The following is a 13,117-nucleotide window of genomic DNA, read 5'->3' on the forward strand; positions in this document are numbered from 1 at the left end:
CGAATGGGCAAGTTTCTGTCAGTCACTGATCTCGTCCGGGATCTCGTCCGGCTTCTCCGCCGGCCGGTAGCACGCCGCCAGCAACGCGACCGCGCTCCCCGCACCCAGCCCGGCTGCCAGCAGCGCGGGTCCGCCGCCCGTCCATTCCCAGCCCAGCAGCCCGTCGACCGAGTACCTGCCATTGCCCAGCGCGGCCAGCGCCACCGCCGCACCGCCCACGACACCGACGTACTCCCAGCCGCCCTTGAAGACGAAGAAGCCCTTGCCGCGATGGTCGGTCAGGGCCGCCACGGCCATCAGGCCGACGGTCGCGGCCGCGGGGAGCGGGCCCGCGACGCCCAGCGCGAGGCCTACGCCCGCGGCCAGCTCGGTGCCCGCCGCCATCCGGGCGTGCACCGCGGCGGGCCTGAGCCCGAGTGCTTCGAACCAGCCCGTGGTGCCCTTCAGCCCGCCCGGTCCTGCGACCTTGTTCCAGCCGTGCGCGAAGAGCATCGGGCCGAGCGTCGCGCGCAGCAGCAGCGCCGCGATGTCGAGGCCGTGCACCGTCACTGACCCACCCCTGTGGCCCGGCCCGCGGGGGCGACACCGTACAACTGCGGTACCGCCTCGATGAGTTCCTCGTACGTGAGTGCCTTGCCGGACGCGCTGGGGTGGACAGCGGCGACCGTCCAGCCCTGCAGCCGGTTCAGCCGGTTGCCCTCGATGCGCAGCACCTGGCCGGTCAGCCATGCCGAGGCGTCGGAAGCCAGGTAGACGACGACAGGGGAGGCGTTGGCGGGATCGCGCGGGTCGAAGTCCTCGGCGGCCTGCAGTGCGGCGCCGACTTCCAGCCCCTCCGTCATCCGTGTCGCCGCGATCGGCGAGATGGCGTTCGCGGTGACGCCATATCGGCGCATTTCAAGTGCGGTCAGTACGGTGAGCCCCGCCGTCCCGGCCTTCGCGGCGCCGTAGTTGGACTGGCCCTGGTTGCCGAACAGGCCCGTCCCGGACGTCGTGTTGATCACGCGGCCGGCGACGCGCTCCCCCCGCTTCGACGCCTCCCGCCAGTACGCGCACGCGTGCCGGGTGAGAGCGAAGGTCCCTTTCAGATGCACGGCGATCACGGAGTCGAACTCGGCCTCGCTCATCGAGAAGAGCATGCGGTCGCGTACGATCCCCGCGTTGTTCACGATGATGTCGAGCCGTCCGAACTCCGCGACCGTGTCCGCGACCATCGCCTCGGTGGCCGCCCAGTCGGTGACCGACGCATGGTTGGCGACCGCGCGGCCGCCGAGCTTGGTGATTTCGGCGACCACTTCGTCGGCGGGGGAATCGCCCGTCCGCTCGCCGTGTACGCCCGAGCCGAGATCGTTCACCACCACGGTCGCACCGGCTTCGGCGAGCGCCAGGCAGTGCGCCCGGCCCAGCCCTCTGCCGCCACCGGTGACGATGGCGACCTTGTCGTCGAGGATGCCCACGCCTGCCTCCTGATCTGTTGATGGGTTTGTTTGTCGGGTCAGTTGAGTTCTGTGGGCCGGGTCAGCCGAGTTCGCGGAGTACGTCGTCGGTGTGCTCGCCGAGCGTCGGCGCGCCGCTGCGCGGCTTGTCGTCGACGCCCCAGAAGCTGACCGGCGTCGCCACCGTCCGAAGCGGCGGCGCGTCGCCCATGCCGGGCTGTTCGACGAAGGCCCCCACGGCTTCCGCCTGCGGATCGGCCGCCACCTCCGCCAGGGTCTGCACGGGCGCCCACCACACACCCTCGGCGTCGAAGCGCTGCGCCCACTCGGCCAGCGGCAGCTTCGCGAACTCCTCGTCGAAGGTGGCAATGAGCTCGCGTACATGGCCGCGCCGGGCCTTGCCGGTCGCGAACCGCTCGTCCTCCGCGAGGTCCTCGCGGCCGAGCGCCTTGAGGATCCCGGGCCAGTGCCGGTTGCCCTCCAGACCGACCAGCCAGAACCAGCGGTCGTCGGCGGTCCGGTAGGAGTTGTAGAGCGGGGACTCGTGCTCGGTGCGCGGGCGCGTACGGCCGCGCTTGCCGAAGAAGTTCTGCAGGGCGAGGTCGGTTCCGTTGGCGTACGTCCCGGAACGCAGCAGCGATACGTCGACCACGCCGCCCTCGCCGGTGCGCTCCCGCAGCAGCAACGCGGCCAGCACGCCCGCCACCAGGTTGGACGCGGCCATGCGGTCGCCGAGCCCGGGGCGGATGCCGGGCGGCGGCTCCCCCGCCGGGTTGAGCATGGCGGCGATGCCGGGCCGGGCCCAGAAGGCGGAGACGTCGTATCCGGCCCGGTCGCGCTCGGCGCCCGCCCAGCCGTAACCCGTCAGCGTGCCGACGACCAGGCGCGGGTGGCGGGCCCGCAGCTCGTCCGGGGCCAGCCCCAGCCGCTCCAGTGCGCCGGGACGGAGATTGGTGACGAACGCGTCGGCGCGCTCCAGCAGCCGTTCCAGTACGTCCTTGCCCTCCTCGGAGCGCAGGTCGAGGACGATGCCGCGCTTGCCGCGGTTGTCGGACTCGAACGGCGGCTCGCTGTCGATGTCCTGGCCGACGTGCTTGAGCGTGTACCGGTTGGGGTCGCCGGTCGGCGCCTCCACCTTCACCACGTCCGCGCCCCAGTCGGCGAGCATGGTGGCCGCGGCCGGTGCCGCCACCCACATGCCCAGCTCGACGACGGAATAGCCCTCAAGTGGCCGCACGGCCCACCTCCACGCCGGTTCGTTCGGGTTCGGAATCTGTCCGGGACGCTCGCTGTACGTCTGTCGCAAGGTCGCCCGGGATCACGGGATGCTCGGGACGCTCGCTACCTGCCGCGGAACTCTCCCGGGCGGCGCTCACGGAAGGCCTTCAGCCCCTCGGCCCGGTCCTCGGTGCAGAACAGCACGGCGACGGTTTCACGCTCGTACGCGATCGCCGCTTCCAGGTCCATGCCGAGCCCGTAGTCGATCAGCCGCTTGCCCGCGGCGAGCGCCAGCGGGGCACCGGCCGCCAACCGGGCGGCCAGCGCCTCGGCGGCGGCGAGCGCATCGCCGGGCTCGGCGAGCTCGTTGACGAGCCCGAGCTGCCAGGCCCGTTCCGCGTCGATCGGTTCGCCGGTGAGGATCATCTGCTTGGCGACCGCCGGCGGCAGCAGACGTGGCAGCCGTTGCGTACCGCCCGCGCCCGGCAGGACGCCGAGCTTCATCTCGGGCAGGCCGAGCCGGGCGCCGCGCTCAGCCACCCGCAGATCGCAGGCCAGTGCGAGCTCCAGGCCCCCGCCGAAGGCGAAGCCGTGGACGGCCGCCACCGAGGGCTTGGGGAAGTCCTCCAGGAGCGCGTACGCCTCCGTCAGCCGCCCCACGAAGTCCCGGAACTGACCGGGCCTCGTGAACGACTCGATCTCCCCGAGATCGGCACCGGCCGAGAAGGCCCGGCCCGCTCCGGCCAGCACCAGGGCCCGTACGTCGTCGTCGCCGCGCACGTCCCCCAGCGTCTGCTTCAGTTGCTCGACGGTGTCCGTGCCGACGGCATTCAGCCGCTCTGGCCGGTCCAGGGTCAACACGGCGATCCTGTCGCGGAGTTCGACGCGCAGCACGCTTCCCATGTCCGATCACCTCAGACCATCGTGAGGCCGCCGCTGACCGAGAGCGTCTGCCCGGTCATGTAGGCGGCGTCGTCGGACGCGAGGAAGGCCACCACGCCGGCGATCTCCGCCGGCTGGGCGACGCGGCGCAGCGGGATCGCCCGCACGGTCGCGTCGTACATCTTCTGGCTGTACTCGGCGACCTGGCCGAGCAGCGCGGTGTCGGTAGGCCCCGGGCACACGCTGTTGACGGTGATGCCGTGCCGGGCGACCTCGCGGGCCAGCGCCTTGCCGAAGGCGATGACGCCGCCCTTCGTCGCGGAGTACACCACCTCGCCGGAGGAGCCGACCCGGCCGGCGTCCGAGGCGATGTGGACGATGCGGCCGCCGCCGCGCTCGATCATCGAGTCGAGGACGGCCCGGGTCATCGTGATGGTGCCGCGCAGATTGACGTCGATGATCCGGTCCCAGGTCTCCTCGGTACTGTCGACGAAGCGGCCGATGACGTCGACGGCCGCGTTGTTGACCAGGACGTCCACCGGGCCGAGCTCGGCGGTCACCTGCTCCACGGCGGCGCGCACGGCCCCGCCGTCGGATATGTCCGCGCCGACTCCCGTCGCACGCACCGCATACTGCTCCGCAAGCCGGGCCGCGACCTTTCCGGCGGCCTCCGCGTCCATGTCGCAGACGGCGACCGAGGCTCCGGCCGAGGCCAGTGCATCCGCGATCGCCTCGCCGATGCCGCGGCCCGCTCCGGTGACGAGTGCCACCCTGTCCCGTACGCTCACGTGCCCTCCCGTTCTCGAGACCGCCCCGTCGACCGTCCGGGATTTCAGCTCTATCATATAACTACTTCAGCTGAATGAGCGAGATCGCTGAACGATGAACCGACAGCCGCCGACGGACTGGGGACGAGCATGCGCCGTACGATCTTCACCGCGGAACACGAACTGTTCCGGGACACCGCCCGCACGTTCTACCTGCGCGAATGCGCCCCGTACGCCGAGCAGTGGGAGCGCGACGGCCAGGTGAGCAGGGCGGCGTGGGCGGCCGCGGGCAAGGCTGGGCTGATCGGCTGGCAGTTCCCGGAGGAGTACGGCGGCCAGGGCATCTGGGACTTCCGCTACAACGCCATCATGGCGGAGGAGATGGCCGCCACCAGCTCGGTCGGCATCGGACTCGGGTTGCAGAACGACGTCATCCCGCCGTACCTGATGCACCTGACCACCCCGGAACAGAAGGCCCGCTGGCTCCCCGGAGTGATCAGCGGCGAGATCATCTGTGCGCTCGCGCTGTCGGAGCCGGCCGCCGGATCCGACCTCAAGGGCATCCGCACCACCGCCCACAGGGACGGCGACGAGTGGGTGATCGACGGATCCAAGACCTTCATCACCAACGGCATCCTCGCCGACCTGGTCATTGTCGCCTGCAAGACCGACCCCGAAGCGGGGCACAAGGGCATCAGCCTGCTCGTCGTCGAACGCGGCACCGAGGGCTTCGAGCGGGGCCGCAAGCTCGACAAGGTCGGGATGAAGGCCCAGGACACCGCCGAACTCTTCTTCCGCGAGGTCCGCGTCCCCGCCGAGAATCTGATCGGGCAGGAGGGGCGCGGCTTCTACCACATGATGGGCAACCTCCCGACCGAACGGATCGCCATCGCCGTCTCCTCGCTGGCGTCGGCCGAACGGGCCTTCGCGCTCGCGCTGGACTACGCCAAGGACCGCACCGCCTTCGGCCGGCCGATCGGCCAGTTCCAGGCCAACCGGTTCGCCCTCGCCGACATCAAGGCCAGGCTCGGTGTCGCCCGGGTCTACCTCGACGGCTGCATCATGGCCCTCTTCCAGGGCGAGCTGACCGCCGAGGAGGCCGCCGCAGCCAAGTACTGGACCACGGAGACCTGCTGGGAGGCCATCGATCGCTGCATGCAGCTTTACGGCGGCTATGGCTATGTCAACGAGTACGAGATCGCGCGCATCTGGCGGGACAGCCGGGTGCAGCGGGTCTTCGGCGGGACCTCGGAGATCATGCAGGAGATCGTCGGGCGGTCGCTGGGGCTGTAGCCGTGGCCGTGCGGCGAGCACCCGTGGGGTGCCGAATGCACCCGAATCATTGACTGCCTTCGATAAATAGGTTAGCTATTTAATCGATATGTGGGGCCGGGTTCGAGGAGGCATCCGTGGTCACGGTCGATGTGAAGCTGCACCAGGAAAGAGCCGAGCATGACCTGCCGCAGCCACGGCTGGTCATCGGCGGTAAGGACATCACCGACGCGAGCGGCGGGCTCTACGAGCACCGCAACCCGGCGACCGGTCTGGTCCAGGCGCAGATCCCGCTCGCGGGCCCAGCCGAGGTGGACCGGGCCGTGGCCGCCGCGCGGCAGGCCTTCGAGGCGTGGGGCACCATGCGCCCCGCCGAGCGCCGCCGGCTGCTCACCCGCTTCGCCCAGCTGCTCCGCGACCACATCCCCGACTTCGCGGCGATCTGCCCGCTGGAGAACGGCGTCTGCATCGGCGGCTGGGCGGAGAACGTCGGGCCGCACGTCGCCGAGTGGACCGAGTACTACGCCGGCTGGGCCGACAAGATTGAGGGCATGGTCGGGGCGGCCTACAGCCCGCACGAGAACGTCGAGTACACCATCGCCGAGCCGTACGGCGTCATCGGCCACATCATCACCTGGAACTCGCCCGCGCTGTCCCTGGCGATGAAGGTCCCGCCGTCGCTCGCTGCCGGGAACACCGTGGTCATCAAGCCGGCCGAGTCCACGCCGTTCTCCGCACTGCTCTTCGCCGACCTGGCCCGCGAGGCGGGCATCCCCGAGGGCGTCATCAACGTCGTCACCGGACTCGGTGACGCGGGCGAGGCACTGGTCTCCCACCCCGGAGTCGACAAGATCTCCTTCACCGGCGGGCCCGTCACCGCGCGCCGCATCATGACGACAGCCGCCCAGAGCCTCAAGCCCGTCGTGTTCGAGCTGGGCGGCAAGTCCGCCAACCTGCTCTTCGCCGACACAGACCTCGACAGCGTCGTGCCGTACTGCGCGGCCTTCGCGATGAGCAACACGGGTCAGGGCTGTGCGCTGCCGACGCGGCTGCTGGTCGAGCGGCCGATCTATGAGGAGGTCGTCCAGCGGGTGGCCGGGGTCGTGGCGCACCTGCCCATCGGCGACCCGCTCGACCCGACGACGTACATCGGACCGCTCGTCAACACCGCCGCCCGCGACCGTGTCCAGGGCGTGATCGACAAGGCCGTCGAGGGCGGCACCGGCCGGCTCGTGCACGGCGGTGAACGCATCGCGTCCGACGGGTACTTCGTCACCCCGACCGTCTTCGCCGACGTCGACAACCGCAGCGACCTCGCCCAGCAGGAGATCTTCGGCCCCGTCCTGGCCATCGCGCCCTTCGACACCGAGGACGAGGCGGTCGCTCTGGCCAATGACACCGAGTACGGGCTGTCCGCCTACATCCAGTCTCGTGACATCGGGCGCGTCAACCGGCTGGTGCCGCGCCTGAAGGCCGGGACGGTGTACGTCAACCCCGGCCCGAACCCGATCACCTCGCCCGCCACACCGTTCGGCGGTGTCGGCATCAGCGGCTTCGGCCGGGAGGGCGGAAAGGCGGGGCTCGACGAGTTCATCAACGTCAAAGGCGTCGGCATCAGCCGCGCCTGACGACCTCGACCTCTCACCTCCTGGAGCCGAAGAGCATGAATCCAGCCCGCCGCCTGACGTTCGGCGACATCATCCGTGAGCACCGACGGTCCTACCCCGACGGCGTCGCCCTCGTCGACGGCGACGTCCGGCTGACCTGGCCGCAGCTGGACGAGCGCACCAACCGGCTCGCCCACGCCCTGGCGGACGCGGGCGTCAGGCCGGGCGACCGGATCCTGTGGCTGGGGCAGAACTCCTTCCGCATCTGGGAGCTGCTGGGCGCCGCCGCGAAGGTCGGGGCCATGCTCTGCCCCGGCTACTGGCGCTGGGCCGCCCCCGAAATGGCGTTCGCCGTCGAGGACTTCGACCCCCGTGTCGTCGTCTGGCAGGACGAGGAGATCGGCGACACGGTCAGCAAGGCGCGCGCCGAACTCGGCAGCGACCACCAGGCGTTGTGGCTGCGGCACGACCTGGAAGGCGCTGCGGGCCCGGAGTCGTACGAGTCGTTCCTGGCCTCCGGCTCACCCGACGACCCCGCCGCCGACGTCGACCCCGACTCCGCGCTCCTGGTCATCTACACCGCGGCGATCAGCGGACGGCAGTCCGGCTCGATGCTCTCGCACCGCAACCTGCTCGCGATGGGCGCGAGCACCGCCTGGATGGGGGACATCGGGCAGGAGACCGCCTTCCTCGGCGCCGGACCCATGTTCCACATCGGCAACTACCAGTTCTGGGGCGTCCCGGCCTTCGTCCACGGCGGCAAGAACGTCGTCGTCCGCCGTGTGGTCGCCGAGGAACTGCTGCCGTTGCTGGCAGAGGAGCAGTGCACACACGCGTATCTGATGCCGCCGACCATCGCCGAACTGGTCGCGCTGAACCGAGAGGCGGGCCACGACCTTTCCCACCTGCGGGCGAGCGTCGCGGCCCCCCTGTGGCAGGGCACCGTGCCCACCGACCGGAGCCGGTTCACGCGCAACGGCGGCGGCGAAGGCCGCGGCTACGGGCAGACCGAGGTGACCGGCTTCGCCGTGACCGGCGCCTACGGCGGTTCGGGCGCCGGCAACGCGGGACGGCCAGGCCCCTTCACCGCCGTACGCATCCTTGACAGCATCGGCAAGGAGTGCGAGGTCGGCGAGGCCGGTGAGATCTGCGTCCGCGGCGACCTCGTCCACCTCGGCTACTGGAACCGCCCGGAGATCAACGAGCAGCGCTTCCGCTTCGGCTGGTGGCACACCACCGACCTGGGGCGGCGCGAGACGGACGGCACGATCAGCTTCCTCGGGACGACGACCCGCATGCTCAAGTCGGCGGCCGAGAACATCTTCCCCGCCGAGGTGGAGAACTGCATCGAGTCGCACCCGGCCGTCAAGGAGGCCGCCGTGATCGGCGTCCCCAACGAGCGCTGGGCACAGGACGTCAAGGCCGTCGTCGTGCTCCAGGCGAACGCCGAGTCGGTCACGGCCGAGGACGTCGTCGAGCACTGCCGGGCGCGTATCGCCTCGTACAAGAAGCCGAAGACGGTGGAGTTCGTCGACGCGCTGCCGCGCACCAAGGACTTCGCCAAGGACTACGAGGCGCTCGACGAGCGTTTCGGCGGTGGCGGCTACCCCGGCGGCGACCAGCTCGGCGCGGGACGGTGAGGCCGTGAACGGTGAGCCGGTGAACGGACGCCGGCCCGTCGTCGTCGGTGTGCACGCCACCGAGCAGGCGCTGTCCCTTCCGCACCGCGACGCCATGGACCTCGCCCTCGAAGCGGTGAGCGGCGCGATCGCGGACGCCGGGCTCACGCCCGCCGACATCGACGGCGCCCAGGTCGACTGGCCGGGGCCCGGCGGCGTGCCCGGCGAGGGCAGCTCCTGGGCGCGGGCACTCGGCCGCGACCTGCGCTGGACCAGCGACTCGATGCTGGACAACGCGGGCTCCCGGGGGCTGTTGAAGGCCGCCGCCGCGATACAGGCGGGATACGCGGACACCGTCGTGGTCGGCGGCTGCAAACTGGTCTCGCGCGGTGCGGGTCCCGTCGGGGCCGGGGTGCCGTTGGAGTTCGCCGACGTCTGGGGCAGCTATGTCGTCGCCCAGTTCGCGCTCGTGGCGGCACGGCACATGCACGAGTACGGCACGACCTCCCGCCAGCTCGCGGAGGTCGCCGCCACCATCCGCAACAACGGCACCACCAACCCGGAGGCGATGATGTACGGGCGCGGCCCGTACACCGCGGACGACGTGCTCGCCTCCCGCTTGGTCGCCACCCCCTTCCATCTCCTCGACTGCTGCATCGTCGGCGAGGGCGGCGCCGCGCTCGTGGTGACGACCGCCGAACGGGCCCGGGACCTGCCCCACCCGCCCATCGCGGTGCTCGGCGGCGCGATGGAGTACCACCAGGCCGCGTACGCCAATCCGGCGCTCCACCGCGAGGTCGGCCAGCTCGGACGGGACGCCGCGGCTCGTGCGTACGCGATGGCGGGGATCGGCGCGCACGACGTGGACGTTTTCTCCCTCTATGACCCCAACTCCTTCGAGATAATCCGGCAGTTGGAGATCCTCGGGCTGTGCGGCGAGGGAGAGGGCGGACCGCTGGCCGCCGACGGCTCCATCGCCGTGGGCGGCAAGCATCCCGTCAACCCGGACGGCGGCTGTCTGTCGTACGCCTGGAACGGCACGCAGCAGATGACGCTCAAAGTCGTCGAGGCCGTACGGCAGTTGCGCGGCACCTCAGTGCACCAGATCGCGGACGCCGAACTCGCAGTCGTCGGCAATGCCGGGTCGGGTGCGCAGCACTACGAGATGAGCGTGCTGGGGAGGATCCGATGACCGGCAGGCCTGTGCCCCAACCCACCCCGCTCTCGGAGCCGTTCTGGGAAGCGGCCCGGCGCGGTGAACTCGTCATCCCGCACTGCCCCGCCTGCGGCCTGCGCTTCTTCGTTCCCGAACCGGCGTGCCCGGGCTGCATGTCCGGCGACTGGCGGTACGAGGCGAGTGCGGGCCGGGGGGCCGTCTACTCGGTGACCGTGGTGCATCGCGCACCCGGCCCCGGCTTCGACTCACCCTTCGCACTGGCCGTCGTCGACCTCGACGACGGGGGCACGTTGCTGACCCACGTCGACGCGGCCGATCCGGACGACGTCGTCATCGGCCTGCGCGTGCGCGTGGACTTCCGGCCCTTCACCAACCGGATCACGCTGCCCTACTTCGTGCCGGAGAACCCGGCGGGATAACAGCTCGCTAAATGTAAAGCACCAATTGCTCTGAGTGTATTTAGTTAGCGGTATTAGGCGCTAGCATCTCCGCATCGCGCGGGCCCCGTCGGAGCGGCTCGCCCATGGAGCATCGCTGGGGACCTCAGTGGCAGTGCATGCGCGTGCGTCGAAGAAACAGGGCCAACCGGAGCCGGAAGGCGGGCGGCAGCCGTCGCTGCGCACGGTCCTGCTCATCCTGGCGCTGGTGCCCATCGTCACCCTCACAGCCCTGTGGGCGACCAGCTCCACGCAGCTCTACGTTGACTGGCGGCGGCAGGTGGAACGCAACGAGGTGTCCACTCAGGCCGCTCGCCCGGTCATGGGCACCTTCTTCAGTCTTCAGGAGGAACGCCGGCTCAGCGGTGCGGCGTTGGCGGACCCCGCCGCGTACCAGAAGCAGCTGCGCGAACGGCGCGCCCGAACCGACGCGGCAGTCAAGGGCGTCGAGGCACTGTCCGGCAGCGGTTGGAACGCTCCGGACGACATCCGCCGCGACGTCGCAGCGTTGGGCAGCGAGCTGCTGAAACTGGACGGCTACCGAACAGCGGTGGACGCCCGGGGCGCCTCGCAGCAGCAGACGTTCGACCGCTATACGGGCCTGATCGCGCGGCACCTGGAAGTGTTCAACACGCTGAGCAACGTGGGTCTGCCCGGCATCGACCATCTCGCACGGCCGGCCATCGACGAGAACTGGGGCGTGGAGATGATCTCGCGTGAGGACGCGCTCCTCACCCGCGCCTCGGTCACCGGCCGGCTCTCCGCCGGCGACCGCGCGCAGCTGGCCGGCTGGATCGGCTCCCAGCGGCTCATCTACGACAACAAGGTCGTGCCGCTGCTCCCGGACGACGAGGCGGCCGCCTTCCGCAAGCTGATGGCGGGAAGCGCGTGGAAGGAGAAGACCGGCGTCGAACAGGCCGTGCTCGGCGGTACCGGCACCGACAAGTTCTCCACCGCACTCGGCAAGACCTGGCGTTCCAGCGTTCAACAGGTCACCGCCGGACTCCAGGAGCGCAACGCCGCCTACTCCAAGACCCTGACGGCCGCCACCGACGACAAGCTTCAGGCGATGGAGAACCGGCTGATCGTCACCAGCGTGACGAACGCGGTGGCCGTGGTCCTCGTCGCGTGGGTCACCGTGCTGTTCACCCGCATGCTGCGCCGCCGGATCCGCGCGCTGCGCACGGCCGCCCTGGACCTGCAGACCCGGCTGCCGGACGTGGTGGAGCGCATGCGCAGGGGAGAGTCCGTCGACCCGGACGCCGAACTCCCGGCGATCCGGCACGGCGGCGACGAACTCGGCCAGCTCGGCCAAGCGCTCAACCTTGCGCGTCACACCGCCCTCGACACCACGGTGGCCCAGGTCGGCCAGTTCCACGGTTTCGAGAAACTGCTCCAGCGCATCGCCCGGCGCACCCAGCTCCTCATCGGCCTGCAGATGAAGAAACTCAGCGAACTGGAGCGCAAGCACGAGGACCCGGAGGTCCTGGAGGACCTGTTCGACCTCGACCATCTGACCGCCCGGCTGCGCCGCTACGAGGAGAACCTGGTGATCCTGGGCGGCGGCCAGCCCCAGCGCCGCTGGCGCAAGCCGGTGCTGTTGCTGGACGTGCTCCGCTCCGCCCAGAGCGAGGTACAGGACTACCGGCGGATCCAGATCGAAGTGGAGGGCCGCCTCTGGCTGTCCGAGCGCGCGGTCGGCCTGGTGATCCACATCCTGGCCGAACTCATGGAGAACGCGGTGGGGTTCTCCAGGCCGCCCACCCCGGTGGAGGTGTACGCCGCCCGGGTGGGGCGCGGGCTCGCGGTGGAGATCGAGGACCGCGGTGTGGGCATGGACGACGATCAGTACGAGGCGATCAACCGGCTGATGGCCGATCCGCCCCGCATGGACGTGATGTCACGGGCCGACGATGTCCGGCTCGGGCTGTACGTCGTCGCCCGGCTGGCACAGGGACTCGGCGTCCATGTGGAGTTGCGCCCCTCCGCGTTCGGCGGGACCCGCGTGGTCGTGCTCATCCCCAACGAGCTTGTCGTCGTCGCGGCCGCCGAACAGGTCGTCGCAGCCTCCGAACATTCGGAGACGGGGCCGGAGGAGGCCGTCGCTTCCTGGCCGCCGGCGCCGGATGCCGCCACGCACGCCGGACCCGACACCGGGCACGAGGCCGACCCGGGCGCCGGCCACCCGGTCCCCGTCGGCGGCCCGCCCGGGACCGACGACCCGCTGGGCGCGGAGTGGTTCGGGCCGCGCCCCTACGGCGTGCCGCAGGTGGTCGGCGGGCGAGGCGCGGACGCCGGGCCGGAGACGGCCGTCGCACCGTACATGAGCGCCATGCCGGAGACGGCCGACGCACCTTACGCGAAAGCCGGGCGCGAGACGCTCGGCCAGCCGCCTGGGAACCTCGGGTCGGGCCTCGTCGCGGCACTGCCCACGAGCGCCGCGCCGGTCGTCGTGAAGCCGCTGCCCAAGCGGGTACGGCAGGCGAGCCTCGTCGACGAGCTGCGTAATCCGGACACGGCCGTGCACGCACGCCCGGACGACGAGCGAACGACGCCATCACGGCCCACCCCGGCCCGCTCCGGCGCCACGATCGGCGCCTTCCAACGCCAGTCCCGGCTGGTCAGGAGTACGAGCACCACGGCAGACCACGGCTCCGCCGGCGTCGTGCCGCCCCGTAGAAGCATCCCGACGGAAGACTGAC

The 13,117-nt window shown here is 70.8% G+C and carries 11 protein-coding genes; 6 read left to right on the top strand and 5 right to left on the bottom strand.

Annotation, left to right across the window (positions count from 1 at the left end; genetic code table 11):
- Positions 1 to 18: 18 nt before the first annotated feature.
- From ACFYO0_RS34875 to ACFYO0_RS34895, 5 genes are all read right to left on the bottom strand, one after another.
- The gene (locus ACFYO0_RS34875; protein WP_388684254.1) at positions 19 to 549 is read right to left on the bottom strand and encodes a DoxX family protein; all 531 of its coding nucleotides are present in this window, start codon (positions 547 to 549) and stop codon (positions 19 to 21) included.
- Entirely contained in the window at positions 546 to 1,457 is a 912-nt protein-coding gene (locus ACFYO0_RS34880) for an SDR family NAD(P)-dependent oxidoreductase (RefSeq protein WP_388684256.1), read from the bottom strand. The genes ACFYO0_RS34875 and ACFYO0_RS34880 overlap by 4 nt, the downstream gene beginning before the upstream one ends.
- A gap of 61 nt (positions 1,458 to 1,518) precedes the next feature.
- Positions 1,519 to 2,673 (bottom strand): CaiB/BaiF CoA transferase family protein, encoded by a 1,155-nt coding sequence (locus ACFYO0_RS34885; RefSeq protein ID WP_388684259.1) that lies wholly within the window; start codon positions 2,671 to 2,673, stop codon positions 1,519 to 1,521.
- Positions 2,674 to 2,777: 104 nt separating this feature from the next.
- The gene (locus tag ACFYO0_RS34890; protein ID WP_388684261.1) at positions 2,778 to 3,557 is read right to left on the bottom strand and encodes an enoyl-CoA hydratase/isomerase family protein; all 780 of its coding nucleotides are present in this window, start codon (positions 3,555 to 3,557) and stop codon (positions 2,778 to 2,780) included.
- An 11-nt stretch (positions 3,558 to 3,568) separates the two neighbouring features.
- Entirely contained in the window at positions 3,569 to 4,324 is a 756-nt protein-coding gene (locus ACFYO0_RS34895) for an SDR family NAD(P)-dependent oxidoreductase (protein WP_388684263.1), read from the bottom strand.
- Between the two features lie 129 nt (positions 4,325 to 4,453).
- On the opposite strand from ACFYO0_RS34895, the gene ACFYO0_RS34900 reads away from it, so the two are divergent.
- The 6 genes from ACFYO0_RS34900 (at position 4,454) to ACFYO0_RS34925 (ending at position 13,116) form a co-directional block, all read left to right on the top strand.
- A complete protein-coding gene (locus ACFYO0_RS34900) occupies positions 4,454 to 5,596 on the top strand; it encodes an acyl-CoA dehydrogenase family protein (protein WP_388684266.1) in 1,143 nt (380 codons plus the stop codon).
- 116 nt (positions 5,597 to 5,712) lie between these two features.
- A complete protein-coding gene (locus ACFYO0_RS34905; protein ID WP_388684267.1) occupies positions 5,713 to 7,203 on the top strand; it encodes an aldehyde dehydrogenase family protein in 1,491 nt (496 codons plus the stop codon).
- 35 nt (positions 7,204 to 7,238) lie between these two features.
- A complete protein-coding gene (locus tag ACFYO0_RS34910) occupies positions 7,239 to 8,822 on the top strand; it encodes an AMP-binding protein (RefSeq protein ID WP_388684270.1) in 1,584 nt (527 codons plus the stop codon).
- Complete coding sequence (locus ACFYO0_RS34915) at positions 8,779 to 9,993, top strand: thiolase family protein (RefSeq protein WP_388684272.1); 1,215 nt, start codon at positions 8,779 to 8,781, stop codon at positions 9,991 to 9,993. Before ACFYO0_RS34910 ends, ACFYO0_RS34915 begins: the two co-directional genes overlap by 44 nt.
- Positions 9,990 to 10,397 carry a Zn-ribbon domain-containing OB-fold protein gene (locus tag ACFYO0_RS34920; protein WP_388684274.1) on the top strand — a complete coding sequence of 136 codons (408 nt, stop codon included), beginning with the start codon at positions 9,990 to 9,992 and terminating at the stop codon, positions 10,395 to 10,397. Before ACFYO0_RS34915 ends, ACFYO0_RS34920 begins: the two co-directional genes overlap by 4 nt.
- A 127-nt stretch (positions 10,398 to 10,524) precedes the next feature.
- Positions 10,525 to 13,116 carry a nitrate- and nitrite sensing domain-containing protein gene (locus tag ACFYO0_RS34925; RefSeq protein WP_388684276.1) on the top strand — a complete coding sequence of 864 codons (2,592 nt, stop codon included), beginning with the start codon at positions 10,525 to 10,527 and terminating at the stop codon, positions 13,114 to 13,116.
- Position 13,117: the final 1 nt, after the last annotated feature.

The organism is Streptomyces sp. NPDC006365 (assembly GCF_042870755.1).
GTDB classification, from domain to species: Bacteria; Actinomycetota; Actinomycetes; order Streptomycetales; family Streptomycetaceae; genus Streptomyces; species Streptomyces xiangluensis.